The following is a 25946-nucleotide window of genomic DNA, read 5'->3' as shown; positions in this document are numbered from 1 at the left end:
GTTTATTGTTCGATTGACTTTACTCACACGATGGTGTACGGTCTTGCCGACCTGAGGAGTAGCGAGAGCCAAAAGGTCCAGCGCGCCCTATTCTGGAAGCGCCAACCCAATCAAATCAGCGGACATTCTTCATGCAAGCAGTCGTGTGCCGGCAGCCCGGCGAGATGGCGATCGAGGAGCGGCCGGAGCCCAAGCGCGGCGAGGGCGAGGTGCTGGTCGGCGTGCAGCGGATCGGCATCTGCGGCACCGACTTCCACATCTACGAAGGCAAGCATCCCTACCTGCAATATCCGCGCATCGTCGGGCATGAGTTCTCGGGCAGCGTGATCGAGGCGCCGGAAGGCAGCGCACTGAAACCCGGCGAGACGGTGGTGATCAATCCCTATGTCGCCTGCGGCAAGTGCATTGCCTGCCGCAACGGCAAGCCGAATTGCTGCATGCAGATCGGCGTGCTCGGCGTGCACCGCGACGGCGCGATGTGCGAGCGGATCAGCGTGCCGGAACGCAACGTCTATCCGGCCGGCCGGCTGACGGTCGACCAGGGTGCCGCTTGCGAGTTCCTGGCGATCGGCGCCCATGCCGTGGCGCGCTCGGAGATCATCGAGGGCAAGCGCGCGCTGGTGATCGGCGCCGGGCCGATCGGGTTGGGCGTGGCGCTGTTCGCCAAGCTCGCCGGCGGCGACATCACGATCATGGACCGCGACACCGAGCGCCTCAATTTCGCGGTCGAGAACGGCATCGCCGCGCGCGCGATCGCGGCCGACGACAAGGTCGTCGAAGCCGTCGCCGCTGCGACCAGCAGCGAAGGCTATGACGTGGTCTTCGACGCGACCGGCAACAAGGCCTCGATGGAAGGCGCCTTCCGCCATGTCGCCCATGGCGGCACCTTGGTGCTGGTCAGCATCGTGACGGAGAACATCACCTTCTCCGACCCGGAGTTCCACAAGCGCGAGATGACGGTGAAGGGCAGCCGCAACGCCACCCGCGCCGATTTCGAACGCGTGATCACCGCGATCGAAAGCGGCCATGTGCCGCTGGACAAGCTGATCAGCCACCGCACCAGTCTCTCCGGCGCCATCACCGACCTGCCGCGCTGGGTCCGCGAGAAACGCGGCCTGGTCAAGGCGCTGGTGGAGATCGGCTGATTCCAGGATATCGCTTGTTCCCTTCTCCCCTTGTGGGAGAAGGGTACGGAGGCTTGGCGAGGCGCAGCCGAGCCTAGCCACAGTTGGATGAGGGGTGCGCACCGCGAGGTGCGCGCGCTCGTCAGAGCGCTTACGCGCTGCGCGCCTTCGGCGCGCGCCCCCTCACCCAGCTACGGCTAAGCTCGCTCACGCTCGCTAAGCCTTCGCAACCCTCTCCCACGAGGGGAGAGGGGAATCACTTATGCGATAGCCCCGCCTGATTTGACTTCGCCCTAATCCTGCCGGCTGGACGAGGCGCGCATCAGCGTCTCCTTCGCCGAGGCCAAGTGCGCGCGGCAGGCCAGTTCCACGATCGAGGTGTTGCGGCCGAGCAGCGCGTCGATATAGGTCAGGTGCTCGCGGATCGCGACCTCGTTGCGCTGGCGCTCGTCGCGTTTGTTCCACTGGTAGTGATAGTGGAAGATCAGCGTGATGATGTCGAAGAAATCCTCGATGAAACGGTTGGGTGCCGCCGAATTGATCAGGCGGTGCAGCCGGCTGTCGAGGTCGGAGAAGTCGTGAAAGCGCAGGTCCACTTCCTGTTGCAGGGCGACATGCTCCTCGCGCAGCGCCTTCAGCCGCTGCCAGAGCGGTGAGCTGTCGGGCAGTGCGGCGAAAGCCATCGCCGAGCGCAGCTCGAACATCTCGCGGATCTCGAACAGCTCGAGGGCGAAGCTGGGCGTGAAGCCCTTGAACACCCAGCCGGCATTCGGTCGCTTCTCGATCAGGCCGAAGCGTTCGAAGCGGTTGAGGAACTCGCGGATGCCGGTGGTCGCGACGCCGAAGCGGCGCGCGAGATCAAGCTCGTTGATGCTGCTGCCCGGCCGCGTGTTGTCCCGCAGCAGCCATTCCATGAAACGGCGCTCGACCTGCTCCGACATGGTCACAGTTTCTTCTTCGGGAAAGCGCTCGACCCGGACCGCGGCGCGCACCGAGCGCTCGCGGCCGCTGCCGCCGATGGTGCCCTGCTCGCCCAGCACCGAGAGGATCTTGCGCACCGTGGTGCGGCTCACCCGGAGCTGCGCGCCGAGCTGATTTTCAGAAGGCAAAGCCGTGCCCTCGCCCAGGTTGGACACCAAGTCCAGCGCCTCGTTGAACGCCCTCTTGAACACCGCATCGGTCTTCATTTGCCCGCCTCAAAATGCTTCAAGTGATTATTAATCCATAAAAAACAAATTGACCAGCGTCTGTCTCTGCTTTTTGTCTATAAGAAACAAGATCAGGGGAAGGCATGGTGGACGTGGCGAGAGAACCGGAGGTCGGGATCGGCGATCCGGCGCCGCGCGGCACCGCCCTGATCGCCCTTGGCCTCAGGCTGCTCGGCATCGGGCCGCTGCTGATCCTGGGGACGCTGGTGGCGGTGATCGGCCTCATCACCCCGGCTTTCCTGACGCCCGGCAATATCGGCAACATCGTCGCGCAGACCGCGGTCATCGCCACGGTGGCGATGGGCCAGCACCTGGTCATCCTCACCCGCGGCATCGATCTCTCGGTCGGCGCCAACCTGGCGCTGGCGACGGTGATCGGCGGGCTGGTGTTCCGGCAGACCGATTCCGCCGCGCTGGTGATGCTGGCGATGCTGCTGTCCGGTGCCGCGGTGGGTGCGGTCAACGGCATGGCCTATGTCTTCGGCCGCCTGCCGCATCCCTTCATCATCACGCTGGCGACCTTGAGCATCTGCAAGGGCCTGGCGCTCGAGCTCGCAATCGGCCACACCACGATGCGCGGCATGCCGGCGGCGATTGCCGCGATCGGCGGCGGCGACAGCTTCGGCATCCCCAACTCCTTCTTCGTCGTGGCCGGCGTCGCGGCCCTGGTGCTGCTAATGGCGAAGGCGATGGTCTGGGGCCGCTGGGTCTATGCGGTCGGCGGCCAGCCGGATGCCGCGCGGCAGATGGGCATCCCGGTCCGCGGCGTGCTGATCTCGACCTATGTGATCTCCGGTCTCTGCGCCGGGATCGGCGCGGTCGTTCTCGCCGGGCGCACCGAAGCCGGGTCGCCGCTCTACGGCAACCTGCTGGAGCTCGACACCATCGCCGCCGTCATCATCGGCGGCGCCAGCTTCCTCGGCGGCCGCGGCCATATCGGCCACGCCCTGGTCGGCGCGGTGATGATCGGCGTGATCCGCAACGCGCTCAACCTGCTGGGCGTCGATGTCTTCTTCCAGATGATCGCGATCGGGCTGATCATCGTGCTCGCCGTCGAAGCCGACGTGCTGCGCAACCATTTGGAAGCGCGGGCCCGCGTGCTGCAATCGGCGAGGGGCCAATGACCCAGCCCCTGCTCGCCATCCGCCAGGCGGAGAAGCGCTTCGGCGCGGTCCACGCCCTCAAGGGCGTCAGCCTCGAGGCCCATCGCGGTGAGGTGCTGGCTTTGCTTGGCGACAACGGCGCCGGCAAGTCGACCTTGGTCAAATGCATCAGCGGCGTCCATGCCCTGGACGAGGGCGAGATCCGGCTCGACGGCGAGCCGGTTCTCCTGCATTCGCCGGCGGCGGCGCGCCGCGCCGGGATCGAGACCGTCTATCAGGACCTGGCGCTGTTCGACAACCTCACGCCGGCGCAGAATTTCTACTGCGGCCGCGAGCTCGGCTTTCCCTCCTGGCTGCCGCAGGGATTGCGGCTGCTCAACAAGCGCGCCATGGAGCGCGAGGCGGCGGGCGTGCTCGACCGCCTGAAGGTCAAGTTGCCGAAATTCGATGCGCCGGTCGCGCTGATGTCCGGCGGCCAGCGCCAGGCCATCGCGGTGGCACGGGCCACCGTGTTCGCGCGGAAAGTCGTGATCCTCGACGAGCCGACCGCGGCGCTGGGACTGCGGGAGTCGCGCAAGGTGCTGGACCTGATCGCGCGCCTCAAGGCCGAAGGCAACGCGGTGATCCTGATCACCCACAACATGGAGCATGTGATCGAGCTTGCCGACCGCGCCGTGGTGCTGCGCCAGGGCCGCAAGGTCGGCGAGCTGAAACCGAGCCGCGCCAACCAGCAGGAGCTGGTATCGATGATCGTCGGCGCGGAGGCATGAAGGAATTCGCCGCCTGCCAAGGGCAGCGGATGGAAGGATCGCCCAAATCGAGGCGATCCAATTGGGAGGAGACGTCAATGAGACTGAAACTGCTGCTGGGAGGACTGGCGCTGGCTCTTGCATATGTCAGTCCGGCCTTGGCCGATGACATCAAGATCGGCTTCATCACCAAGTTCCCGGTGCCGTTCTTCGCCACCATGGAAGATGCCGCCAAGGAATACGCCAAGAAGAATCCAGGGGTCGAGATCATCTTCGGCCAGGGCACTTCGGCCACGGATATCGAGGGGCAGATCGCGCTGATCGAATCCATGGTCACGAAGGGTGTCAAAGGCATCGCGATCACGCCGGTTGATCCGACCGTGGCGCCCGCGCTCGACAAGGCTGTCGCCGCCGGGGTGAAGGTCGTCCTGATGGACAACAACATCCCCGACTGGAAGAACGCGACATCGCTCGCCACCACCAATAACTACAACGCCGGGAAGATCATCGGCGGCTACCTGAAGACCGTGCTGAAGGCCGGCGACACGATGGGCATCCTGGAAGGCGTGCCCGGCGTGCCGGCGCTCGACGACCGGGTGAAGGGCATGATGGACGGCTTGGACGGCCTCGACGTGAAGATCGTCGGCAAGGGCGCCACCAACTGCACCGAGGAGCTCGGCATCAGCGTCGCCGAGGACCTGATCACCAAGAACCCGGAGATCAAGTCGATCTTCGCGGCCTGCGGACCGCCGGCCGCCGGTGCGGCGCAGGCGATCAAGAACGCGAAAATCGACAAGGACAAGATCGTGCTCGCGGGCTTCGACTTCTGCTGCGGAGAGAAGGAAGCGCTCGAAGCCGGCATCGAGGATGCCACCGTGGCCCAGTTCCCGGCCAAGATGGCGGAGCTCGGCGTCGACGCGCTGGTGAAGGCCATCAAGGGCGAGAAGGTCGAATCCCTGATCGACTCCGGCGCCGCCTTGGTGACCAAGGACAACATGGCCAACTTCTGACCGCCCAACTTCTGACCGCCTGGGCGAGGGCCGGCACCCGAGCCGGCCCTCGCCGGTCCGCAAACAGCAAAGAGAATCATGCAAGCCGTCGTCTGCAGAAAGCCCGGCGAGATCGCGCTGGAACAACGCCCGGAGCCGCTGCGCGGCGATGCGGAAGTGGTGGTCGGCGTGCGCCGGATCGGCATCTGCGGGACCGACTACCACATCTACGAGGGCAGCCACCCGTTCCTCAAATATCCGCGGGTGATCGGCCATGAGTTCTCCGGCGAGGTGCTGGCGGCACCCGATGGGAGTCCGCTCAGGACCGGCGAAACCGTGGTGATCAACCCCTATGTCGCCTGCGGCGACTGCATTGCCTGCCGCAAGGGTAAGCCGAATTGCTGCGTGCGGATCAGCGTGCTCGGCGTGCACAAGGACGGCGGCATGTGCGAGCGCATCGCCGTGCCGGAACAGAATCTCTATCCGGCCGCCGGCCTCACGCTCGACCAGGCCGCGAGCTGCGAGTTCCTGGCGATCGGCGCCCATGCGGTGGCGCGGTCGGCGTTGGAGCCCGGCACAAGGGTGCTGGTGATCGGCGCCGGCCCGATCGGCCTCGGCGCCGCCCTGTTCGCCGGCATTGCCGGCGGCGCGGTCACCATCATGGACCGCGATCCGGAACGCCTCGACTTCGCGATCGATGCCGGCATCGCCGCCGCCGCGATCCAGGCCGGCGAGCGGAGCGCCGCATCGATCGCCGCGGCCACCGGCGGCGAGGGCTTCGACGTCGTCTTCGACGCGACCGGCAACCGCGCCTCGATGGAAGCCGCCTTTCTCACCGTCGCCCATGGTGGTACACTGGTTCTGGTCAGCGTGGTCAATGAGCCGATCACGTTCTCCGACCCCGATTTCCACAAGCGCGAGATGACGGTGATGGGCAGCCGCAATGCGACGCAAGCGGATTTCATGCGAGTGATCGCGGCGATCCGCTATGGCAAGGTGCCGCTTGACCGGCTGCTCACGCACCGCACTTCCCTCAGCGGCGCGATCACCGACCTGCCGCGCTGGGCCAGCGAGAAACGGGGTTTGGTCAAGGCGCTGGTCGAGATCTAGCCCCATGCGCCGGATCATCCAGTTCGGAACCAGCCGGTTCCTGCAAGCGCATGCGGACCTGTTCGTCCACCAGGCGAGACTCGCCGGCCAGGATGTCGGCCCGATCGCGGTGGTGAAGACCACCAGCGGCGGCGACCGCGCCGGCCGCATCGCGGCGCTGAAGAGCGGCCGGCCCTATCCGGTGCGCATCCGCGGCATCGAAGCCGGCAAGACGATCGACGAGACGATCGAGGTCGCCAGCATCGATCGCGCCTATGAGGCCGACACGGAATGGGCGGATGTGTTGCGCTGCTTCGCCGAGGAGGCGGAGATCGCGATCTCCAATGTCGCCGAGCGCGGCTATGAGCTCAATCCCACCGACACGACGCATGACTATGCCGGCACCCAGGCGCCGCCGAGCTTTCCGGCCAAGGTGCTGGCGCTGCTGCTGGCCCGGCATCGCGCCGGCGGCAAGCCGCTGCTGTTCCTGCCGACCGAGCTGATCTCCAACAACGGCCGGGTCTTGAGCGGCATCCTGCAGGAGCTCGCCAAGACGACCGGGCAGAGCGCGGGTTTTCGCGACTGGATGGCGCAAGCGGTCACCTTCCCGGACACCCTGGTGGATCGCATCGTCGCCCAGCCGATCGAGCCGATCGGCGCGGTGGCCGAGCCCTACGCGCTCTGGGCGATCCGCAAGGGCGGGTTCGATTTTCTCGAGCATCGCGACGTCAAGCTGGTGGACGACCTCGAGCCCTATGCGCGGCTGAAGCTGCACATCCTCAATCTCGGCCATACCGTGCTCACCGAGGGCTGGATGCAGCGCGGCGCGCCGGAAGGCGAGCTGGTGAAGCAGGTGATCGACGGCACCGACGATGCCAAGCGGCTGATGGAAATCTACTGGAACGAGGTGCTGCCGGGTTTCCAGCGCCGCGGCATGGGCGAGGAAGCGCAAGCCTATGTCGGCACGACGCTGGAGCGGTTCCGCAATCCGTTCCTGGAACACCGCCTCGCCGACATTGCGCAGAACCACGCGGTGAAGAAGACCAACCGAATCGCGGCCTTCATCGACTGGGTGCGCGCGGTGGATCGGAGTTTCGCCGCGCCGCGGCTGAGCGCGGTGCTGGGCGCTTAAACCTGGAAGGAGTTATTGCGGGGCACCCCCACCCATCCTCCCCCGAAGTCGGGGGAGGGGTGCACCGCGCCTGCCCTCTCCCTCCCCCGTCTTCGGGGGAGGTAAGGTGGGGGTGCCGCACACTCGATGCAATTAAGCTTGCGCCAGCGCGTCCAGGCTCTCCGGCAGGATCTGGCCGCCGTCGACGATGATGGTCTGGCCGGTGATGTAGGCGGCTTCCTTCGAGGCGAAGAACAGCGCGGCGTGGCCGATGTCGTCGACATGGCCGAGGCGCTTCAGCGGCACCGAGGCGGCCATGCTCTTCTGGTAGGCCTCGCCGAGCTCGGCCAGGCCCTCGGTGACGATGTTGCCGGGGAGCACCGCGTTGACGGTGATGCCGTATTTCGCCAGCTCGATGCAGGCGGTGCGCATGAAGCCCAATTGCGCCGCCTTGGTGGCGCCGTAATGCGACCAGCCGGGGAAGCCGGTCACCGGGCCGGTGATCGACGAGGTGATCACCACCCGGCCCTGCTGGCTTTTCTTCAGGTAGGGCATGCAGGCCTGGACCGAGAGGAAGCAGCCCTTCACGTTGATCGCGAAGGTGTCGTCCCATTGGTCGACCGACATCTCTTCCAGCTTCACCTGGGGGAAGACGCCGGCATTGGCGCAGAGCACGTCGATGCCGCCGTAGCGCTCGTTCGCCGCCTTGGCCATCGCCGCCATGTCCTCGGGCTTGGTCACGTCGGCCGCAAAACCCGACGCGCCGTTGCCGAACTCCTTGGCGGCGGCCTCGGCCTCTTTCAGATGGCGCGAGACCACGAGGACCTTGGCGCCGCCGTCCCTGGCGAAGACTCGGGCGATGCCCTTGCCGATGCCCTTGCTGGCGCCGGTGACGATGACGGACTTGCCCTGCAGCGACGACGTGGTCATATGCATTCTCCCCCTTAGCTTGCCTTGGTCGACCGGCTGCGGCGCCACCAGGTGATCAGCGCATAGGCGCCGAGCAGGAGGACCGTCGCCCCGACCGTGTTGACCGTGCCAAGCACCGGCACGCCCGGCGTGTAGCCGGCGACCATCTTGGCGTAGAGATATTCCGGGATCGTGGTGTCCGCGCCGGTCGTGTAGAGCGACAGCGGGAAGTTGCCCCAGGAGAGCAGGAAGGCGAACAGCGCGCCGGAGAAGATGCCGGGGAAGAGCACCGGCAAGGTGACTTCCCTGAACACCTGCCAGCGCGTGGCGCCGAGATCGAAGGCCGCCTCCTCCAGCGCCGGGTCGAAGCTGTAGACCTGGATCGAGATCACCAGGGTGACCACCGGCACGATCCAGACCAGATGCGCGAAGACCGCGGATTTCCAGGAGAGGTCGAGGCCGAGCGCGTTGAACCAGAGCAGCAAGGCCAGGCCCAGGACCGATTGCGGGAAGAAGATCGGCAGCAGCACGATCTTCTGGTAGAGGCCCCGCCCCTTCCAGTCATAGCGCGCGAAGGCCAGGGCACCGAACAGCGCAATCACCACCGAGATCACGGTGACGCAGAGGGCAATCGAGATCGAGGTCTGGAACAGCGCGTGGATTTCGAGCGAGCCGAAGGTCTTGCCCCACCAGGCCAGGCCCCATTTGTTGATCGGGAAGGTGAAGTAGCGGCTGTCGGTCAAGGAGGCGAGCAGCAGGCAGAGGCTCGGCAAGTAGAGAAAGATGACGACGGCGAAGCCCCAGGCCCAGATCAGCGCGCGCTGGCCGCGGGTGGAAGTGGCGTCCATGCCCTACTTCCTCCCCAGGATGGTGTCGAGGTCGAAGCGCCGCAGCACCACCAGCACCAGCGCGCCGACCACCAGCATCAGCAGCACGGAGAGGGCCGAGCCCATCGGCCAGTTCTGCGCATAGGTGAAGGAGATCTCGATGTCGTGCGTCACCGGGATGATGCGCTGGCCGCCCAGCACCTTGGCCTCGGCGATGGCGCCGACCGCGAGCACGAAGGTCAGCAGGAAGCCGATCATGATGCCCGGCATGGAGAGCGGCAGGTCCACTTCCCTGAACACCTGCCAGCGGCTGGCGCCGAGATCATAGGCGGCGTTGCGGGTATCGGCCGGCACCATGCCGACGCCGAGCGTCATCGGGAAGAGCATGAAGGGCAGGTACACATAGACCATGCCGAAGAGCACGATGCCGTGGGTAAACAGCCAGCTTTCCGGGGTCAGGCCGAACAGCGACTTCAGGGTGCCGAGCAGCACGCCGTTCTTGATGTAGAAGAGCACCCAGCCGTAGAGCCGGACGTTCTCCGAGACGAAGAGCGGGATGGTGAAGAGCAGCGACATCACCATCGCCCAGCGTCCGAACACCCGCACCAGGCCGACCGCGACCGGGTAGCAGACCAGCGCCAGGATGACGACGGTCATCGCCGCGAAGGTCAGCGACCAGAGGAAGGAGATGTAGTTGGTGCTGTCGAAGATCGCGACATAGTTCTCCAGGCTCGGCATCTGCCAGAGGCTGAAAGTCTTCGCCGGCGCGAGGCTGAAGCCGATCACCGCCAGCAAGGGTGCGGCGAAGCCGAGCAGCAGCAGCAGGATCACCGGCAAGGCGTGGCGCGGGCCGGCCGGGATCGAGAAGGCCTTCTTGTGCTCCGCAGTATTCAGTCCCTGGGGCATCAGTCGTTCACCAGGATGCTGTCGCGGGCGTCCCAGCCGATCAGCACCTCGTCGTCGAGCTTGCCCTGGTAGGCCTGCTGGCGGAGCTTCTCGACGATCAGCACGGTCTCGCCGACGCGGACCTGGTACTGGATGCGCGAGCCCAGGGCGTATTCGTTGTAGAGCCGGCCCTTGAGGCTGTTCTGCGCCGCGTCCGGCCGGTCGAGGAAGCGCAGGAACTCCGGCCGCACCACCAGGCTGCCGGCGGCGAAGCCGTCGAGTGCCCGCGGCGGCAGGAACTCGGCGCCGACCGTGTCGGAGCGGAGCTTGCCGTTGCCGTTGGCGACCACCGGGAAGACGTTGACGTCGCCGATGAACTCCGAGACGAAGCGGGTGTTGGGCGCGGTGTAGATCTCGTTCGGCGTGCCGACCTGGACCATCTCGCCGGCGCGCATGACGCCGATCCGGTCGCTCATCACCATCGCCTCTTCAAGGCTGTGGGTGATGTAGAGGAAGGTCTTGCCGGTCTCGCGGTGGATGTCCTTCAGCTCCTTCTCCAAGGTCTTGCGGAGCTTGTAGTCGATGGCGCTCAAGGGCTCGTCGAAGAACAGGATCTCCGGGTCATAGGCAAGTGCCCGGGCCAAGGCCACGCGCTGGCGCTCGCCGCCGGAGCATTTGGTGACGCTCTTGCCGTAGTAATTCTGCGGCAGGCGCAGCTGGTCGAGGAGCTGCAGCGCGCGCTCCTTGCGCTTGCCCGGCTCGACGCCGCGGATCTTCAGCGGGAACTCGATGTTCTGGCCGACGGTGCGGTGCGGGAACAGGGCCAGCGACTGGAACACCATGCAGGTCGGGCGCTTGTTGGCCGGCACGTCGTTGATCCGCTCGCCGCGCAGGATGATGTCGCCGCTGCTCGGCGTCTCCATGCCGGCCAGCATGCGGATCATGGTGGTCTTGCCGCTGCCCGAAGGGCCGACGATGGTGAAGAACTCGCCCTCTGCAATGGTGAGGTCGATCGCATTGACCGCGGTGAATCCCGCGAAGGTCTTGGTGAGTTTCCGCAACTCTAGGATCGGGGCACGCGTCATCGGGTCCTTGGGGCGTCAGAAGCGGGGAACCGGGTTGCCGGTCGCAAACGGCCCCCCGCGCGGGTTCCTGGGAGGAGGATCGCGCGGGAGGCCGCTTTGTTCAAGCCGATGGCAGCGGAATCAGCCGCCGGAGACCTCGCGGCGGGCCGAGTTCATGATCTCGAGCAGCTGCGGGTAATCGGGCGGGATGGCGTATTCGACCGAGCGCGCCATCTCTTCCTCGAGGCTGTCCCACTGGATCGCGTCGAGCTCCTCCTTGGTGAAGAGGTCGAAGCATTCCTTGTTGCCCATCTGCGCTACGGGATTGAAGGTGCCCTCGGCGAAGGCGACGGTGTGGGCGACCTTGGGGTCCTGGACGTATTGCAGGAACTCGACGGCCAGCGGCGAGAGGTCCGGGTTGTTGACGGTCGAGGTCACCTCGATCCAGGAGATGCCGCCCTTGCCGCCTTCCAGTGGGCCCTTCAAGGGCGTGATGCCGCGGATGTTGGCGTTGCCGTCATGGCGCGCCGGCGAGGCGCTGTAGGTGCCGCCGGTCATGTGGAAGTCGATCTCGCCGGAGATCAGCGCCTGGTTCATGGTGGCGATGTCGCCGACCACCTTGGCGTTCTTGAACAGCTTCTTCGCCGTTTCGCCGAAGGCGGTGACCTGCTCCGGGGTCAGCTTCTTGAAGGGATCGAAGCCGGCGACGACGCAGATGTTGAACACGTTCCAGTCGGCTGAATCCAGGATGCCGAACTTGCCGGCATTCTTGTCGTCCGCGAACAGGTTCCAGCCCTCGTCTTCCGCGGTCTTGCGGCTGACCTTGTCGGTGTTGACCACGAAGCTGTAGGGGCCGAAGCGCTGGCACATGCCGATCAGCTGCTCGCCGCTGGAATCCATGGCCCAGCGGTAGGGCGGCTTGAACATCGGCAGCATCTTCTCGAAGAAGGGCTCCATCGCCGCGCGGTCGAGCGGCTTGATGAGCTTCTCGGGCATCATCACTTCGCGGGCCCAGGGATTGTTCACGTTGATCAGATCCCAGACCTTGGTCTCGCCGGCGCGCAGCCGGTCGATCATGGTCGGGTCGTTGGTGAGCGATTCCGCCTTCACCGTGGCCGCTTTCATCTCGCGGAAGGGATCCAGCACCTGGGCCGAGTTGTAGCCCTCCCAGCACAGGATGTTCAGCTCCTTCGCCCGGTCGGCGAAGGCCTTGCCCGCGAGGCTGCCCGCGCCGATCGCCGCGAGCGCCGTGCCCATCGCAGAATGTTGCATGAAACTGCGACGCGATAGTCCTCTCGTCATCTCTCCACGCTCCCTGTTGCGGCACGATTTGAGATGCCTCGCCCATCCGTGCCCGATGGCGGCAAAGGCTTTGGCGCCGCCGTCCCGCTTCACGCGTTTATTTGGACGACGGCCATGGTTTCGAGGCTAGCGGGTCCTGGCCATCCGGACTTGACCGCAGCCGTCTGAATATTGACAGGCATGGTCAAGTTCCACAACGGGATGCCAGACTTCTGGCAAAAAATCAGGCAAGTCCGCACCAATTCTGCACAAGGTTCCGGCAGAGCCGGCTGGATTCCGGGAAGTATGCGGCGAAATCCTGGTCGAGATGGGTGATCAGGCGCGGTTCGTCCTTGCAGAAGACGGCGCCGAACTTCCGCACCCAGTCGCGGGCGATGTCGATCGTGGCCTCCGGGTGGAACTGCAGGCCATAGGTCGCCGTACCGCCGATGCGGAAGGCCTGGACCGCGCTCATCCCGCCGCTGGCCAGGATGACCGCCTCGGGGATGTTCCGGACAGCGTCGTAATGGGTGTGGAAGGCGCTGAACCGGGCGGCGATGTCGCGAAAGACCGGATCGTCGGCCGCGGCCGCGGTCGTGTGCATGCCGACATAGCCGGCTTCCAGCCCGCTCATGCGAAAGACCTCGCCGCCATAGGCGCGGGCGATGACCTGGGCGCCGAGGCAGACGCCGAGCACCGGCTTCTTCGCGACGCCGAAGCCGCGGATCAGCGCCATGCTCTCCTGCAGGAAGGCATGGTCGGCGGTGTCGTTGGCGCTCATCGGCCCGCCCATCATGATCAGGCCGGCATAGTCGCCGGGTTCGGACGGCAGGCCGGGATAGGACAAGGGCGAATGGCTGGCGAAGCGGTCGATCGGATGGACCGCGTCGTAGCTGTGGCCGCTCTCCAGCAAAGCCTCGCCGATCAGGGCAGGCGGCGCGGAATTCTCCGGGATGATGGCGAGGAATTTCTTGGTCATTGCAGCTTCATCATCCGAATGAGCTCGTCGCTGTTCATCACATGGCAGTAGATCATGTTGATGATCGCAAGCTCCTTGTCGTGCAGTTCGTCGGTGCCGGCGGCGCAGCAATCCTCGACCACGATCACCTGGAAGCTCTCGTCTGCGAGGCTGCGCACGGTCGATGAGACGCATTGGTCGGTGAAGATGCCGGCGCAGATCACGTTCCTGATGCCAAGATTGTGCAGGATCAGCCGCAGATTGGTGCCGGTCAGCGCGCTGTCGGTGGTCTTGGTCACGGTGATTTCGTCGCCGACGGGGCTGAGCGCCGGCACCAGCTGCGAGGCATGCTCGTTCTTGGGCAGCAGCAGGTTGTTCCAGCCGGGCATCTTCTGCGACAGCGAGCGGTCGCGGCCGTCATGGGTCTGGCAGGCGATGCGGGCGAACAGGCATTCGATCTTGGCCTTGCGGCAGAGCTCGAGCAGGCGGCGACTGTTCGGGATCACCTGCTTCTGCATGCGATCATGGAACGGCGTCCATTTGTCGTAGCTCGCCTGCTCGGCGGGCGAGAGCCTGGCGCGGTCGGGCCGCTCGACATAGGTGTTCTGGACGTCGATCACCAGCAGCGCGGTTTCCGCCGGTTTCAGATCGAGATCATCGGGCTCGGGCGCGCCTTCGTAATAGAAGGAGCGGTTGCGGGTCTTCCAGCTGGTCATGCTTTCCCTGTAAACGATCCTACTCCGCCATGCCGGCGCGGCGCAGCGCGTCCGAGACATGCTCCCGGTCCGACGCATGCCGGAACGGGTAGCGCTGCTGCAAAAGTGATACGCGGGCGGTGGGATCGTTGGCAAGGAGTCGCCGCATCGCCTCCTCCGCCTCGGCCTGGTTGCCGTTGGAGGCGCTCGCCGCCGCGAGCACATAGAGCGCATTGAGATAGTCCGGCTGCTCGGCCAAAGCCAGGCGCGCCCAGTCCACCGCGTCGGCGTAGCGACCTGCGAGCAGATGCGCCCATCCCGTCGCGGTGCGGATATTGAAAGTCTGCGGGTCCTGGGGACTCATGCGCATTGCACGCTCAAGTCGCTCGAGCGCTTGCGCGGGCTCTCCCATCCAGAGCCGGGTCCAGCCGCTGAACAGCCAGGTCCAGCCGGCGTTCGGATTGAGCTGCAGCGAGCGGTCGATCATGGCGGCGCCGTCGTCGAGATCGCCGACCACATAGGCGAGCGCCATGCCCGCCGTGCCGAGCGCCACCGCGTCATCCTTGCCGATCTCGGCGACCTTGCGTGCCAGCCGCGCCGATTCCGCGACCTCGTGCTCGCGGTCGCCCACCCAACCGCTGACCTTGCGCGACGAGTAGCAGCGCGCCGCGTAGCCGTAAGCCGATGCATAGTCCGGGTCGATCTCGATCGCCGCGTAGAAGTGCGCCAGCGCCCGGTCGCTGGCGGACCGGTTCCACCGGTAGAGGCTGGCCAGACCGCGTAAGAAATGGTCGTAGGCGTCGAGATTCTCGGTCGGCTTGCTCTTGGCCCGCTCGATCTCCGCCTGCTCCAGCTTCGGCGTGATGGCGGCGGCGACGGTCGCGGCGATCTGGTCCTGGAGTTCGAACACCTCCTCCAGGCTGCCGTCGAAGCGGTCGGCCCAGAGATGCGCGCCGCTTTCGGCATCGATCAGGCGGCCGCTGATCCGCACGCGGTGGCCGGCCTTGCGCACGCTGCCTTCCAGGAGGTAGCGCACGCCGAGCTCCCGGCCGATCTGCTTCACATCGACGGACTTGCCCCGATAGGTGAAGCTGGAATTGCGCGCGATCACGAACAGCCAGCGCATCCGCGACAAGGCGGTCGTGATATCCTCCACCATGCCGTCGGCGAAGTATTCCTGCTCCGGATCGCCGCTCAGGTTCTCGAAGGGCAGCACGGCGATCGACGGCTTGCTGGGCAGGCTGAGATCGGGTGTCTTCGGCTGCGGCACCGCCTGCGGCGGGACCGCGCACTTCCCTTCGCGGATCTCGTCGTAGAGGCGGATGGTTTCGGGATTGGGCTTCACGCCGAGCTCGGCGTGAAGACGATCGCGCGTGGTCTCGAACAGCCTCAGCGCCTGGGCGATCTCGCCGCGCTCGGCATGGACCTGCATCAGCGCGCGGATCGCGGTCTCGCGCAGGGGGTCGAGGGAGAGCATGCGCCGTGCCGCCCGCTCGCGTGTCGCCGCCGGAAGCGCCGGCGCCAGCAGGTCGCTCAGCGCCTCCTCCAGCATCCGCCGCAGCCGTTGCCGCTCCGCGACCAGCCAGTCCTCGAAGCCCGCGTCGCGGATCGCGATGTCGTCCAGGAGATCGCCGATGCAGATCTGGCCGGCCTGTTCGCGCGCCTCCGGCGTCTGTTGCCGAAGCAGCTGCTGGAAATGCAGCACATCGATCGCCAGTTCGGAGGCGTCGAAGCGGACCGACTGGCGGTCGGCCATGATGGCATTGGGCGAGCAGCCGGCGAGGCTTTGCCGGATCCGGCTCAGGGCGTGCTTGAGGCTGTCACGGGCCTGGGCCTCGCCATGCTCGCTCCAGAGCAGGGCGGCGAGCTTGTCGCGGGAATGGGAAATGCCGGGCGCCAGGGCCAGGAAGGCCAGCAAGGCACGGTCCTTCTGGCCGGGCAGATCGACGACCTGACCCTCGGCCAGCTTCAGCTCGAACTTCCCGAACAAGGTCAGCTCAGCAGCGGCCATCCGGTCCCCGCGCCCATGCCCACGCCTGTGCCCAAAAGATCCAACCTTAGGCGATTTAACGAATTTTTCCCGTTGAAAACAACGCGGAAATCCCGAGGGCGCCGCTGGTTTCCCGGTCCGCTCCCGCTGCGATCCCGGGTCGCCGGCTAAGAAATCAGCCACCGGCAGAGACCGGGAAGCTGAAGGAGAACCTGCCATGCAAAACCACCGCAACCAGCCAGGCCGCCGCGCCGAAGGCTTCGCCCTGCATCCGGTCGGGATCGTGAGCGCCGGCCCGGCGACCGAGCCCAGCGACCGCCTGACCGGCCTGCAGTCGGCGATCAGCCGGCTGGTCGACCTGCTGGTCTTCGGCTTCCGGCGCCGCGCGCCAAAGGTCTCGTCGCTGCCGCTCCGCAGCTTCGTTCAACGCTGAAACAGGGGAGATCCGCCATGACCGTTTTCGAAATCACCGCACCGTCTAGCACGACCATCCGTTTCGCCGATCGCGCCCGTGCCGCGCTGCGCGCTCTCTCCGATGCGCTGATCGCGCTGCAAGAGTGGCAGGCGCGGGCCAAGGAACGGCGCCAGCTGCTCGGCCTCTCCGACGCCGCGCTGAAGGATTTCGGCGCCAATCGCGTGGACGCCGAGGCCGAAGGCAGCAAGGCCGCATGGAATCAGTAGCGGAACTGGAAGAGGCCGCGCCGTTCGTAGACTTCCGCGGCCTCTTCCAAAAAGCCGGCAACGCGTTCGGCCTTGTGGGTTTCGCGGAAGGTCGCGGCGGCGTCGAGCAGTTCCTGCTTGGACTTGGCGCGGCCGGGGCGGAGCAGTTCGTAGGCGCGGAGCAGGAAATCCTGCGGCACGTCGACCATATCCGCCGCGCGCTCGAAGTTTTGCCCGAGGCGCGGGCGGCCGGCGGCGGTGGCGATCTCGGCCTGCATCAGCAAGGCGTCCTTGGTGATGCGCAGATCTTCCATCGTCGCGGCGCCGGATTTCAGCGCTTCTACGGTGATCGCATCGAGCAGCTTGCCGGTGCGCGTGCGGATGAGATCGGCGCGCTTCTCCGAGAGCGGGTAATCCTTGACCGCGAGCTTCATGCTGCACCTTCCAGCAGCCTGATCTCGACATTCTCAGGCTTGGCACCCTCCTCGGTCAGCGAGGTCTCGATCGCATAGATGAGTGCGGTCTGGGCGTGGAAGCGCGCACCCAGGGCCTGGCCCTTGGTCGGCACGACGACGGGTTCGGGGATCTCGCCCTGGGCATAGACCACGGCGTTCTCGCCGAGGCGGCGATAATGCTCGAGCGTGGTGATCGGCGCGTTGGAGAAGAGCTCGAGATTGTTGTGCGGCAGGCGGCCGCGCTGGTGAATGACCGCGGTGCCCTTGGCCTGGATGCCGATGCCGATGCCCGAGCCGGCGATGCCGGCGGCGGAGAGGCCGAGGAAGGAGGTGTCCGCGGTGTGGCGGAAACGGACGATGCGCGGCTTGCCGCCCTTGGCCTTGATGCCGGCGGTGAGTTCCTTAAGCACCTGCGCCAGCGAATGGCCGGCGGTGGTCTGGAACAGCTTCAGCCCGAAGGCCGGGCTGATGCCGACCACGACCTCGGTGGGATCGTCGCCGATGTCGGCCGGCCCCATGTCGCGGTAGACGATGCGGCGGGCCTCGGTCCTGGCGTGGCGGTTCTGGTCGCGCAACACCGCCTCGCGGTCGAGCACGTCGCGGATATGCATGATCTCGTCGCGGCGCTTCTCACCCAGGCGATAGCCGGTGCCGGGGCCGGTATAGTCGTTGGGATCGTTGACGGCGGAGAGCACCTTGCCGTCGCGCACCACCGCCGAAGTCTGCAGGTAATCGCCGGAGACCCGGAGCTTCACCACGTTGAGGAGATTCTCCGCCTCTGCGGCAAAGCCGCGCTTGTCCAGGGCCAGGATCACGTCGACCACGGTGATGCCGCGGGCCTTGATCGCGTCGCTGATGATGGAAACATCGCGCGGCGTATAGCTGTTAGTCTCCGCCGAGCCGGAGGCGACCTGGACGCTGGCCTTCATGGCGGGCGTCGGCTTGCCGAGGTCGAGCTCCTCGAAGACGGCGGCGATGGCGTCGAGGCCGCGGCCGCGGACGTCCAGCACCTTGCTCTCATCGACCGGCGTCAGACCGCCATCGACCTCGAAGTCGCGCTGCAGGACCAGGAAATCCTCCATCTCCTCGCCGTTGAAGGAGGAGGGATTGAAGGAATTGTCATAGGCCTTGATGGTGCCGAAGCCGGAGCAGACCAGGTCGGAACCGGCGAGCAAGGTCGGCGTGATCTTGGCGGCGACCCGCATCTCGGACTCCGAACTCCGCGCGTCGTTGCCCGATGCGCATTCGAGGTCGAGCCAGACCGCCAGCAGGTTCTCTGCCAGCAATTCTCGAACGCCGCCAGGCACCGTCGAAGTTACCGGCGCGCCATCGATGCCGCCGTTCTGCGTCCCCTGCACGCCCATGGCGCGCTGCAGGCAGAGGCAACGGGCCTCGAGATAGAGCAGCGACTTCGATTCATGGAAGCCCATCAGCAGCTCGGAGCCTGCCCCGGAGGTGCAGCGCATCTTGATGCCGCGCGAGGCATAGGCGGCGGCCAGGAAAGCCTTGGACCAGGGCGTGTCGTCGCCGTCGATGAAGGCGCGCTCGGTGCCGTAGACCGAGACGGTCTCGGCATAAGAGGAGAAACCGGCCATGCCGATCTGCAATTCCTCGGCCTCTTCGGAGGAGCATTGAAACAGCGTGCCCCAGCGTCCGACCGCGCCGCCCACAGCACACGCGACCGCATTGGACCAGGCGTTGCGGGCGACGCGCTGGGTGGTCTCGATCTCGTCGAAACCGAAGGCCACCGCGGTCGCGGCATCGGCCGCCAATTGCAGCGGGTCGTCCTTGGCGTTGGTGACATGGCCCTGGTTGCCGGGAGTCTTGCGCGCCCGCATCTTGGAATAGGCGAAGGCGATCTCCATGGCGTTCAGCTGGGCCACCACCTCGGCGAGCTTTGCGGGGGTGAGGCCATGGGCGAGGCGCGTTAGCTCGGTGCGGGGCACGTTGAAATCGACCAGCATCCGGGCGAGCGCTGCCGAATCCATCGCCATCGCCTGGGGCGCGATCTCGGGATCGATGTGATGGCGGGCGATGAAGAGGTCGATCATGTCGAAATCGGCCTCGGCCTTGCCGTCGAGCGAGACGACGCGGCCGTTCTTCAGCTCCAGGCCGGGCTTCGGGTCGTTCGGGCTTGCGAAGGCGGCGAAGCCGTTCTCGGCGTCCTCGACGGCGAAGCGGTCGAGGCGCAGCGGGCGCTCGTCCCAATCGGCGAAGCGCCGCCACCGATTCGCTCCACTGGGATTTGCCCCAGCCGGTTTCGCCGTGTCGTCCATACGCCGCCCCTCTTCCGGCGGCGATCCTAGACCCGTTGTGGCGGCGCTGTCACGACTCTGTGTAGAGTCGCAACCCTCAGGCGGTGATCAGCTGATGGATGAAGTCCGGCTTGCCGATCTCGATCCCGTTATGGCGCAGGATGGCGTAGGCGGTGGTGGTGTGGAAATAGAAGTTCGGCAGCGCGTAATGCAGCAGATAGGGCTGGCCCTTGAACACCGTCGGCGTACCGCGGAGCTGGATGGTGATGTCGCGGGTCTCGGCGCCTTGGAACTGTTCCGGCTTCAGGGTGGCGAGGAAGTCGAGGGTTTTCTGCAGCCGTGCCTTCAGATCGGCGAGCGTCACCTCGGTGTCCTCGAATTTCGGCACTTCGACTCCGGCGAGCCTGGCGCTGGCGCCCTTGGCGAAGTCGGTCGCGACGCCGATCTGGCGCGCGAAGGGGAACATGTCGGGATAGAGCCGCGCGTTGGCATAGACCGCCGGATCGATCTTCTTCGCTTCGGCATGGGCGATGGTCTTGTCGATGATGCCGGCGAGCGCGGAGAGCATCTGGCGGAAGACCGGAACGGACGCGTTGTACATGGCAGGCGACATCGGAACCTCGACGGTGAGAATGTTGCGTGCCGTGACCTTAGCCGATCCGCCCGGAGTGTGATACGGGTCTCGCCATGCTGAAAGGTAAGTGGCCATCGCTGGCGGCATTGTGTGGGGCACAGGTACTCGCACTCTCCTTGTGGTTTTCCGCGACGGCGATCGTGCCCAGCCTGCGGCAGGCCGCGGCGATCGACGCGTTCAGCGCATCGCTCTTCACCAGCGCGGTGCAGGCCGGCTTCGTCCTGGGCACCTTGACGAGCGCGCTGCTCGGTCTCGCCGACCGATTCGACCCGCGGCGTCTCTTCACCCTCTCGGCGCTGGTCGCCTGCGGGGCGAATGCGCTGATCCTGGTGGTGCCGCCGACCTCGCCGCTGACGCCGCTGCTGCGCTTCATCACCGGTGCGGCGATGGCCGGAATCTATCCGGTCGGCATGAAACTGGCCGCGACCTGGGCGCGCGGTGACTTGGGCCTGCTGGTCGGCATGCTGGTCGGCGCGCTGACCCTGGGCTCGGCGGCGCCGCACTTGTTCAACGCGCTCGGCGGTGTCGATTGGCGCGCCACCATCGCCGCGACCTCCATCGCCGCCCTGGGCGCGGCGCTGATGATCAACCTCGCCGGGCTCGGGCCCAACCGCGCCAAGCCGCGCACCTTCCGCTTCGGCGCGGCGCTGGATGCCTGGCGCATGCCGGCGCTGCGCCTCGCCAACTTCGGCTATCTCGGCCATATGTGGGAGCTCTATGCCATGTGGGCCTGGATCGCGGTCTTCCTGCAGGCGAGCTTCGACCGCACGATGATGAGTGCAGACGCCGCCTACTGGGCGCGGGTCGGCGCTTTCCTGACGGTGGGCTCCGGCGCCATCGGCTGCCTGATCGCCGGACTTGCCGCCGATCGCTTTGGCCGGACGCGGATCACCATGGTGGCGCTCGCCACGAGCGGAAGCTGCGCGGTGCTGGTCGGGCATCTGTTCGGCGGCAATCCCACGCTGCTGCTCATCCTCTGCGTGATCTGGGGGATCAGCGTGGTGGCGGATTCGGCGCAATTCTCCGCCGCGATCACCGAGCTTTCGCCGCCGGAGCAGATCGGCACCATGCTGACCATCCAGACCTGCGCCGGATTCCTGCTGACCATGTTCACGATCCATATGGTGCCGTTCCTGGTCGACCGGATCGGCTGGTCGCAGGTCTTCGTCTTCCTGGCGGCGGGTCCGGTCTTCGGCATCTATGCCATGGCGAGGCTGCGGCAACGGCCGGAAGCGGAGAAGCTGGCCGGCGGGCGGCGCTAGACATCAAACCGTCACGCGGTTGCGGCGCGGGCGTCACGAATCGCTGCTAGCGTCCAAGCCATGCATGCCGCGATCGATCTCAGCTATGCCAGTCCCTGCGACAGCCGGCTGACCCGCGCCTTCATCCATCTCATCGAGGCGACCACCGGCCAGCTCGAGCTGAAGCGGCTCTACAAGATCTACCAGACCGAGCTTCGGGGCAGCGTCGACTTCTGGGAAGCGGCGATGCGGCTGATGCGGCTTTCGGTCGACTACGATCCGATGAAGCTCGAAGCCCTGCCGCGCTCGGGTCCCCTGGTCATTGTCGCCAACCATCCGTTCGGCTTGATCGACGGCCTGCTGATCGGGCATCTCGCCAACCGGGTGCGGCGCGACTTCAAGGTGCTGACCAATTCCAGGCTCTACCCGCCGGACGCGGAGCTGCGGAACTACATTCTGCCGATCGATTTCGATCCCACCCCGACGGCGCAAGGCACCAACCTGCAGAGTCGCGCGGTGGCGCGGGCGCACTTGAAGGGCGGCGGCTGCATCATCGTGTTTCCGGGCGGGGGCGTCGCCACCACGCCGAGCCTGTTCGCGAAGAAGGCGGTCGATTTCGAGTGGAAGCATTTCACCGCGCGGCTGGTGCATGAGGCCAGGGCGCCGGTGGTGCCGATCTTCTTCCCCGGCCAGAACAGCCGCATGTTCCAGATCGCCAGCCATATCGGCATGACCGCGCGCATGGCCTATCTGCTGCACGAGGTCGCCAACAAGATCGGCGGCAGCTTCAGCGCCACGATCGGCGACGTGCTGCCCTACGAGACGCTGCGGGAGATGCGCGACCCGCGCAGCCTCTGCCGCTATCTCCGCGACAAGACCGAGGCGCTGGCAGTCACCGGCTGATCGCCTTCAGCGCGGCGTCTGCAATAGCTTCGGGTGCCGGTGACGCGTCGATGCGGTGCCAGTCAATCGCGCCGAGATCGTAGCCGAGCTGCCGCTCCAGGACCGCGAGATCGGCATCGGAAGCGTCGTTCTTCCGGGCGCCGACGCGGGCGCACAGGATTTCCGGCGGTGCTTCAAGCCAGATTCCGTCGAAGGGAACGCTCAAGCGCTCGCCGAGGGCGGCGAAGGCGGTGCGTTCCTCCGCCTTGGCGGAGACGGCATCGATGATCACGCTGCTGCCGGCTGCGATGGCGGCTTGCGCCTCGGCTTCCAGCTGCGCATAGACGCGTTCGGTCGCATCGCGGGCATAGGCTTCCGCCGGCAGGCGCTGCTCCGGCGCCGCGCCGAACAGGCGCTTGCGGATCACGTCGCTGCGCAGCACGCGCGCGGGCGTGAGGCCGAGACGGCCGGCGAGGATCGCGGCGATCGTGGACTTGCCGGTGCCGCTCAGGCCGCCGACAGCGACGAGCCGCGGCGGGCGTGGTTTCAGCAGATCGCGGGCGAGGTCGAAGTAGCGGCGCGCTTCGGCAGCGTCCCCGGCGCCGCTCTTCGCGGCGGTCGCGGTCACATGGGCCCGGACCCAGGCCCGCAGAGAGAGGAACAGCGGCATGGCGGCGATGCCGTCGCTCTCGTCGCTGACGTCCATATAGCGGTTGAAGACGATCGCCGCTTCGGTGCCATGGCCGCGATAGCGCAGGTCCATCAGCAGGAAGGCCAGATCGTAGAGCACGTCGATCGCCGCCAGCGATGGGTTGAACTCGATGCAGTCGAACAGCGTGGGTTCGCCGTCGATCAGGGAGATGTTGCGGAGATGCAGATCGCCATGGCATTGGCGCACCTTGCCCGCGATGCGGCGCTGCTCCAGCAAGTCGGCGAGGTCGCCGGCGGCCTTGCGGGCCGCCGCGGTCAAGGCTTCGGCCTCGCCGACCGGGATCACCGGCGGACCGTCACGGCGCAGATTCTCGTCGTTGATGCGGATGACCTGTTCGACGCCTTTGACGCCGCCGAAATCCGGTGTGATTTCGGCATCGCGGTGGAAGGCGACAATGTTGTCGGCGAGGCGGCGCATCAGGTCCGGCGTCAGCCGGTCGGCTTCGGCGAGGTGGCTGAACAGCGCTTCCTGCGGGAAGCGGCGCATGACGACGACCCAGTCGACGGGCTCGCCCTTGCCACCCAGCGCAAGGCCGTTGGCTTCGCGGGTGACCGGCTGGACGTCGAGATAGAGGTTCGGTGCGGTGCGGCGGTTGAGCCGGAGCTCCTCCTCGCAGGAGCCGCGGCGAAGTTCGGGCGTCGAGAAATCGAGGTAGGAGTATTGGACCGCGCGTTTCAGCTTCAGGACGCGCTCGCCCGCCATGAAGATCCGCGAGGCATGGGTGGTGATGGTCTCGACTTCGGCGCCGCCATGCGCCCGCGGGTCCGAGAGGAAGGCAACGGTCTCGCGTTGCGCTTCTTCACTCATCTAGAAGAATTTCGCCAGGTTGCGGCGGATGCGGTCCTTGACCTTCTCGCCGGCGGGCGGCGCGCCGAAGCTCTTGCCGGTCACGGTCTCGTAGAGCGCGATGTATTTCTGCGCGAACTCGACCAGGGTGTCGGCGGGGATCTCCGGGATCGGCTGCTTGTAGGGGTCGCAGCGCGCGGAGATCCAGAGCCGGAGGAATTCCTTGTCCAGGCTCTCCGGCTCCTCGCCCGCGTTGTGACGCGCGGCGTAGCTGGAGGCTTTCCAGTAGCGGCTGCTGTCGGGGGTGAGGATCTCGTCGGCCAGCACGATCTTGCCCTGGTCATCGAGGCCGAACTCGAACTTGGTATCGACCAGGATCAGGCCGTTCCTGGCGGCGATCTCGCGGCCGCGGGCGAAGATGGCCAGCGACAGCGCCGCCACCTCGTCCCATTGCTTCTGGCTCAACAAGCCCTGGGCCACGATCTGCTGCGGCGTGATCGGCGCGTCATGGCCGCCCTGCTCCGCTTTCGTCGTGGGCGTCAGGATCGTGCCGGGCAGCTTGTCGTTCTTCTTCATGCCGTCGGGCAGCGCGACGCCGTAGACCGTGCGCTTGCCGTCGCGATACATCGGCCAGATCGCGGTGTCGGTCGAGCCGGTCAGATAGTCGCGCACCACCATCTCGACCGGCAGCATGGAGAGCCGGCGGCCGATGACGACGTTGGGATCGGGATAGTCGAGCACGTGGTTGGGGCAGATGTCCCGGGTCGCCTCGAACCAGAAGCGCGCGGTCTCGGTGAGCACCTGGCCCTTGAAGGGCACCGCGGCCAGCACCTGGTCGAAGGCGCTCTGCCGATCGGTCGAGATCAGGATGCGACGGCCATCGGCGAGATCGTAGTTCTCCCGCACCTTGCCGCGATAGTAGTTCGGGAGTTCGGGGAAATGCGCTTCGGTGAGGACGTTGGGGATCGCGGCGCGGATGCGGTCAGGGTCGAGCATGCGGCTTGTGGGCTCCTTTTTCGCGCCAGGCATCCATGGCCTGAAGATACCAGTAGGTCGCCTGGACCGCGATGCGGCCGAACGGCCCGCCATTCCAGTCGAGGCCGAAGGGGGCGTAAAGCTTGATCCGGTCGCTCTCGCCGGCGATCGCCTCGGCGACCACCCTTCCGGCAATCGTCGTCGTGTTCATGCCATGCCCGCCGAAGCCGGTCGCATGCCAGAGGCCCTCCGGCGTGCGGCCGATCTGCGGCATCAGGTGCCGGGCGTAGGACATCAGGCCGGACCAGGCCGCGGCGACCTTCAGGTCCCGGAGCTGCGGATAGGTGTCGACGATGCGGCGGCGCATGATTTCGGCGAGGTTGGCGGGATCCGCGGTCCGGGTGGTGATGCAGCCGCCCCAGAGGATGCGGTTGCCGTCCACCACCCGGTAGTAGTCGCCGGCGCGCCGGTCGTCGGCGACCGCCGCCGGCGTGTTGATGGCCCGTGCGATGTCGGCGATCGGTTCGGTCAGCAGCATGTAGGTGGCGATCGGCAGATAGGCGCGGTGCAAGGCGGGTGAGAGACGATCGGTGTAGCCGCCGCTGCAGAGCACGACATGCCCGGCCTCTATCTTGCCGCCGGCCGCCGTCACGGTGAAGCCGCCGGCCTTGCGGGCGATGGCGGTCGCGGGACTTTGCTCGAAGATCAGGCCGCCCTTTTGCGCGACCGCCGCGCCGAGGCCGAGCGCGTAGTTCAGCGGATGGAAGTGGAAGGCGTCGGGCGAATAGAGGCCCTGGAAATAGGCCTTGCTCTTCAGCTTCTCCTGCACCGATTCGCGCGAGAGGTAGTGCAGGGTCGCACCGAACTTCCGTTTCGCCTCGGCGACCTCCGCCTGCAGCCCGGCCGCGTCGTCATAGCGGATCGCGCGCAGGATGCCGGGCGTCGGGTTGACCCGCGCGAGGTCGAGTCGGTCGATATTCTCGCGCACGATCCGCACGCCTTCGACCGAGAGATCGTGCAAGGCCTTGGCCCCCGCCTCGCCGGTGCGGCGCGCGATCTGCGCATGGCCGGTCGCATAGCCGGCGGTGACGAAGCCGCCGTTGCGGCCCGACGCGCCCCAGGCGATCCGGTGCCGCTCCAGCAGCGCGACCTTGAGCCCGCGCTGCAGGCATTCGGTGGCGGTGGAAAGCCCAGCCAGGCCGCCGCCGACCACGCAAACGTCGACCTGATGCGAAGCGGAAAGCGTCGGATAGGCCGGATGATCGGCCATGCTGCGCCGGTAATAGGTGTCTATGTAGGATTCGGGCATGCGGGGGTCTGCGGAAATTTCACCGGCGGAACTAAGCAGAATTGACGGCAGATTC

The 25946-nt window shown here is 66.4% G+C and carries 25 protein-coding genes; 10 read left to right on the top strand and 15 right to left on the bottom strand.

What is annotated here, in order from left to right:
- Positions 1-131 precede the first annotated feature (131 nt).
- Positions 132-1145 carry a zinc-binding alcohol dehydrogenase family protein gene (locus ACH2CY_RS11675; RefSeq protein WP_395019189.1) on the top strand — a complete coding sequence of 338 codons (1014 nt, stop codon included), beginning with the start codon at positions 132-134 and terminating at the stop codon, positions 1143-1145.
- Positions 1146-1417: 272 nt separating this feature from the next.
- On the opposite strand, the gene ACH2CY_RS11670 is transcribed toward ACH2CY_RS11675, so the two are convergent.
- Positions 1418-2311, bottom strand: coding sequence for a GntR family transcriptional regulator (locus ACH2CY_RS11670; protein ID WP_395019187.1), 894 nt, complete (start codon positions 2309-2311; stop codon positions 1418-1420).
- 113 nt (positions 2312-2424) lie between these two features.
- On the opposite strand from ACH2CY_RS11670, the gene ACH2CY_RS11665 reads away from it, so the two are divergent.
- The 5 genes from ACH2CY_RS11665 (at position 2425) to ACH2CY_RS11645 (ending at position 7394) form a co-directional block, all read left to right on the top strand.
- A complete protein-coding gene (locus tag ACH2CY_RS11665) occupies positions 2425-3456 on the top strand; it encodes an ABC transporter permease (RefSeq protein WP_395019185.1) in 1032 nt (343 codons plus the stop codon).
- Positions 3453-4205: an ATP-binding cassette domain-containing protein gene (locus tag ACH2CY_RS11660; protein ID WP_395019183.1), complete on the top strand. Its 753-nt coding sequence runs from the start codon at positions 3453-3455 to the stop codon at positions 4203-4205. The genes ACH2CY_RS11665 and ACH2CY_RS11660 overlap by 4 nt, the downstream gene beginning before the upstream one ends.
- A gap of 77 nt (positions 4206-4282) precedes the next feature.
- Positions 4283-5194 carry a sugar ABC transporter substrate-binding protein gene (locus tag ACH2CY_RS11655; RefSeq protein WP_395019181.1) on the top strand — a complete coding sequence of 304 codons (912 nt, stop codon included), beginning with the start codon at positions 4283-4285 and terminating at the stop codon, positions 5192-5194.
- 78 nt (positions 5195-5272) lie between these two features.
- The gene (locus ACH2CY_RS11650) at positions 5273-6283 is read left to right on the top strand and encodes a zinc-binding alcohol dehydrogenase family protein (protein WP_395019179.1); all 1011 of its coding nucleotides are present in this window, start codon (positions 5273-5275) and stop codon (positions 6281-6283) included.
- Positions 6284-6287: 4 nt separating this feature from the next.
- Positions 6288-7394 carry a mannitol dehydrogenase family protein gene (locus ACH2CY_RS11645; RefSeq protein WP_395019178.1) on the top strand — a complete coding sequence of 369 codons (1107 nt, stop codon included), beginning with the start codon at positions 6288-6290 and terminating at the stop codon, positions 7392-7394.
- Positions 7395-7526: 132 nt separating this feature from the next.
- On the opposite strand, the gene fabG is transcribed toward ACH2CY_RS11645, so the two are convergent.
- The 8 genes from fabG to ACH2CY_RS11605 form a co-directional block, all read right to left on the bottom strand.
- Positions 7527-8303: a 3-oxoacyl-ACP reductase FabG gene (gene fabG, locus ACH2CY_RS11640; protein WP_395019176.1), complete on the bottom strand. Its 777-nt coding sequence runs from the start codon at positions 8301-8303 to the stop codon at positions 7527-7529.
- Between the two features lie 14 nt (positions 8304-8317).
- Positions 8318-9130, bottom strand: a complete 813-nt coding sequence (locus ACH2CY_RS11635) for an ABC transporter permease (RefSeq protein WP_395019174.1) — start codon at positions 9128-9130, stop codon at positions 8318-8320.
- A gap of 3 nt (positions 9131-9133) precedes the next feature.
- Positions 9134-10015 carry an ABC transporter permease gene (locus ACH2CY_RS11630; RefSeq protein ID WP_395019172.1) on the bottom strand — a complete coding sequence of 294 codons (882 nt, stop codon included), beginning with the start codon at positions 10013-10015 and terminating at the stop codon, positions 9134-9136.
- A complete protein-coding gene (locus ACH2CY_RS11625) occupies positions 10015-11079 on the bottom strand; it encodes an ABC transporter ATP-binding protein (RefSeq protein WP_395019170.1) in 1065 nt (354 codons plus the stop codon). Before ACH2CY_RS11625 ends, ACH2CY_RS11630 begins: the two co-directional genes overlap by 1 nt.
- A gap of 120 nt (positions 11080-11199) precedes the next feature.
- Complete coding sequence (locus ACH2CY_RS11620; protein WP_395019168.1) at positions 11200-12360, bottom strand: PotD/PotF family extracellular solute-binding protein; 1161 nt, start codon at positions 12358-12360, stop codon at positions 11200-11202.
- A 223-nt stretch (positions 12361-12583) separates the two neighbouring features.
- Entirely contained in the window at positions 12584-13318 is a 735-nt protein-coding gene (locus ACH2CY_RS11615) for a type 1 glutamine amidotransferase (RefSeq protein WP_395019166.1), read from the bottom strand.
- Positions 13315-14013, bottom strand: a complete 699-nt coding sequence (locus tag ACH2CY_RS11610) for a cysteine hydrolase family protein (RefSeq protein ID WP_395019164.1) — start codon at positions 14011-14013, stop codon at positions 13315-13317. The genes ACH2CY_RS11615 and ACH2CY_RS11610 overlap by 4 nt, the downstream gene beginning before the upstream one ends.
- A 19-nt stretch (positions 14014-14032) precedes the next feature.
- Positions 14033-16003, bottom strand: a complete 1971-nt coding sequence (locus ACH2CY_RS11605) for a BTAD domain-containing putative transcriptional regulator (RefSeq protein ID WP_395019163.1) — start codon at positions 16001-16003, stop codon at positions 14033-14035.
- Between the two features lie 196 nt (positions 16004-16199).
- Here ACH2CY_RS11605 and ACH2CY_RS11600 point away from each other — a divergent pair, with 196 nt between their 5' ends.
- Both ACH2CY_RS11600 and ACH2CY_RS11595 read left to right on the top strand, forming a co-directional pair.
- Positions 16200-16415 (top strand): hypothetical protein, encoded by a 216-nt coding sequence (locus ACH2CY_RS11600; RefSeq protein ID WP_395019161.1) that lies wholly within the window; start codon positions 16200-16202, stop codon positions 16413-16415.
- A 17-nt stretch (positions 16416-16432) separates the two neighbouring features.
- Positions 16433-16663 carry a DUF1127 domain-containing protein gene (locus tag ACH2CY_RS11595; protein WP_395019160.1) on the top strand — a complete coding sequence of 77 codons (231 nt, stop codon included), beginning with the start codon at positions 16433-16435 and terminating at the stop codon, positions 16661-16663.
- Here ACH2CY_RS11595 and ACH2CY_RS11590 read toward each other — a convergent pair.
- The 3 genes from ACH2CY_RS11590 to ACH2CY_RS11580 form a co-directional block, all read right to left on the bottom strand.
- On the bottom strand, positions 16657-17076 hold the full coding sequence (locus tag ACH2CY_RS11590; protein ID WP_395019158.1) for a diol dehydratase small subunit: 420 nt from the start codon (positions 17074-17076) through the stop codon (positions 16657-16659). The two genes, ACH2CY_RS11595 and ACH2CY_RS11590, sit on opposite strands and share 7 nt — an antisense overlap.
- Positions 17073-19373, bottom strand: coding sequence for a propanediol/glycerol family dehydratase large subunit (locus ACH2CY_RS11585; RefSeq protein WP_395019157.1), 2301 nt, complete (start codon positions 19371-19373; stop codon positions 17073-17075). The genes ACH2CY_RS11590 and ACH2CY_RS11585 overlap by 4 nt, the downstream gene beginning before the upstream one ends.
- 76 nt (positions 19374-19449) lie before the next feature.
- A complete protein-coding gene (locus tag ACH2CY_RS11580; protein ID WP_395019155.1) occupies positions 19450-19965 on the bottom strand; it encodes a DUF1993 family protein in 516 nt (171 codons plus the stop codon).
- Positions 19966-20039: 74 nt separating this feature from the next.
- Between ACH2CY_RS11580 and ACH2CY_RS11575 the strand changes: the two genes are divergently transcribed.
- Together ACH2CY_RS11575 and ACH2CY_RS11570 are read left to right on the top strand one after the other, a co-directional pair.
- The gene (locus tag ACH2CY_RS11575) at positions 20040-21248 is read left to right on the top strand and encodes an MFS transporter (RefSeq protein ID WP_395019154.1); all 1209 of its coding nucleotides are present in this window, start codon (positions 20040-20042) and stop codon (positions 21246-21248) included.
- Positions 21249-21308: 60 nt separating this feature from the next.
- On the top strand, positions 21309-22130 hold the full coding sequence (locus ACH2CY_RS11570) for a lysophospholipid acyltransferase family protein (RefSeq protein WP_395019152.1): 822 nt from the start codon (positions 21309-21311) through the stop codon (positions 22128-22130).
- Here ACH2CY_RS11570 and ACH2CY_RS11565 read toward each other — a convergent pair.
- The 3 genes from ACH2CY_RS11565 to ACH2CY_RS11555 are packed head-to-tail and all read right to left on the bottom strand — an operon-like array spanning position 22120 to position 25891.
- The gene (locus ACH2CY_RS11565) at positions 22120-23628 is read right to left on the bottom strand and encodes an AAA family ATPase (protein ID WP_395019150.1); all 1509 of its coding nucleotides are present in this window, start codon (positions 23626-23628) and stop codon (positions 22120-22122) included. The genes ACH2CY_RS11570 and ACH2CY_RS11565 overlap by 11 nt on opposite strands.
- Positions 23629-24603, bottom strand: a complete 975-nt coding sequence (locus ACH2CY_RS11560; protein WP_395019148.1) for a phosphoribosylaminoimidazolesuccinocarboxamide synthase — start codon at positions 24601-24603, stop codon at positions 23629-23631.
- Positions 24590-25891: an NAD(P)/FAD-dependent oxidoreductase gene (locus ACH2CY_RS11555; RefSeq protein WP_395019146.1), complete on the bottom strand. Its 1302-nt coding sequence runs from the start codon at positions 25889-25891 to the stop codon at positions 24590-24592. The genes ACH2CY_RS11560 and ACH2CY_RS11555 overlap by 14 nt, the downstream gene beginning before the upstream one ends.
- Between the last annotated feature and the right edge of the window lie 55 nt (positions 25892-25946).

This window comes from Dongia sp. (assembly GCF_041905885.1).
In the GTDB taxonomy this organism is placed as follows: Bacteria; Pseudomonadota; Alphaproteobacteria; order Dongiales; family Dongiaceae; genus Dongia.
The sequence above is the reverse complement of the archived record's forward strand: the minus strand, read 5'-3'. Positions and strand labels throughout refer to the sequence as shown.

Bases quoted from the DNA above. Each gene is read 5' to 3' on its own strand.
- ACH2CY_RS11675 (WP_395019189.1), top strand. From the start codon at position 132: ATGCAAGCAGTCGTGTGCCGGCAGCCCGGCGAGATGGCGATCGAGGAG.
- ACH2CY_RS11670 (WP_395019187.1), bottom strand. From the start codon at position 2,311: ATGAAGACCGATGCGGTGTTCAAGAGGGCGTTCAACGAGGCGCTGGAC.
- ACH2CY_RS11660 (WP_395019183.1), top strand. From the start codon at position 3,453: ATGACCCAGCCCCTGCTCGCCATCCGCCAGGCGGAGAAGCGCTTCGGC.
- ACH2CY_RS11655 (WP_395019181.1), top strand. From the start codon at position 4,283: ATGAGACTGAAACTGCTGCTGGGAGGACTGGCGCTGGCTCTTGCATAT.
- ACH2CY_RS11650 (WP_395019179.1), top strand. From the start codon at position 5,273: ATGCAAGCCGTCGTCTGCAGAAAGCCCGGCGAGATCGCGCTGGAACAA.
- ACH2CY_RS11645 (WP_395019178.1), top strand. From the start codon at position 6,288: ATGCGCCGGATCATCCAGTTCGGAACCAGCCGGTTCCTGCAAGCGCAT.
- fabG (WP_395019176.1), bottom strand. From the start codon at position 8,303: ATGACCACGTCGTCGCTGCAGGGCAAGTCCGTCATCGTCACCGGCGCC.
- ACH2CY_RS11635 (WP_395019174.1), bottom strand. From the start codon at position 9,130: ATGGACGCCACTTCCACCCGCGGCCAGCGCGCGCTGATCTGGGCCTGG.
- ACH2CY_RS11630 (WP_395019172.1), bottom strand. From the start codon at position 10,015: ATGCCCCAGGGACTGAATACTGCGGAGCACAAGAAGGCCTTCTCGATC.
- ACH2CY_RS11625 (WP_395019170.1), bottom strand. From the start codon at position 11,079: ATGACGCGTGCCCCGATCCTAGAGTTGCGGAAACTCACCAAGACCTTC.
- ACH2CY_RS11620 (WP_395019168.1), bottom strand. From the start codon at position 12,360: ATGACGAGAGGACTATCGCGTCGCAGTTTCATGCAACATTCTGCGATG.
- ACH2CY_RS11615 (WP_395019166.1), bottom strand. From the start codon at position 13,318: ATGACCAAGAAATTCCTCGCCATCATCCCGGAGAATTCCGCGCCGCCT.
- ACH2CY_RS11610 (WP_395019164.1), bottom strand. From the start codon at position 14,013: ATGACCAGCTGGAAGACCCGCAACCGCTCCTTCTATTACGAAGGCGCG.
- ACH2CY_RS11605 (WP_395019163.1), bottom strand. From the start codon at position 16,003: ATGGCCGCTGCTGAGCTGACCTTGTTCGGGAAGTTCGAGCTGAAGCTG.
- ACH2CY_RS11600 (WP_395019161.1), top strand. From the start codon at position 16,200: ATGCAAAACCACCGCAACCAGCCAGGCCGCCGCGCCGAAGGCTTCGCC.
- ACH2CY_RS11595 (WP_395019160.1), top strand. From the start codon at position 16,433: ATGACCGTTTTCGAAATCACCGCACCGTCTAGCACGACCATCCGTTTC.
- ACH2CY_RS11590 (WP_395019158.1), bottom strand. From the start codon at position 17,076: ATGAAGCTCGCGGTCAAGGATTACCCGCTCTCGGAGAAGCGCGCCGAT.
- ACH2CY_RS11585 (WP_395019157.1), bottom strand. From the start codon at position 19,373: ATGGACGACACGGCGAAACCGGCTGGGGCAAATCCCAGTGGAGCGAAT.
- ACH2CY_RS11580 (WP_395019155.1), bottom strand. From the start codon at position 19,965: ATGTCGCCTGCCATGTACAACGCGTCCGTTCCGGTCTTCCGCCAGATG.
- ACH2CY_RS11575 (WP_395019154.1), top strand. From the start codon at position 20,040: ATGCTGAAAGGTAAGTGGCCATCGCTGGCGGCATTGTGTGGGGCACAG.
- ACH2CY_RS11570 (WP_395019152.1), top strand. From the start codon at position 21,309: ATGCATGCCGCGATCGATCTCAGCTATGCCAGTCCCTGCGACAGCCGG.
- ACH2CY_RS11565 (WP_395019150.1), bottom strand. From the start codon at position 23,628: ATGAGTGAAGAAGCGCAACGCGAGACCGTTGCCTTCCTCTCGGACCCG.
- ACH2CY_RS11560 (WP_395019148.1), bottom strand. From the start codon at position 24,603: ATGCTCGACCCTGACCGCATCCGCGCCGCGATCCCCAACGTCCTCACC.
- ACH2CY_RS11555 (WP_395019146.1), bottom strand. From the start codon at position 25,891: ATGCCCGAATCCTACATAGACACCTATTACCGGCGCAGCATGGCCGAT.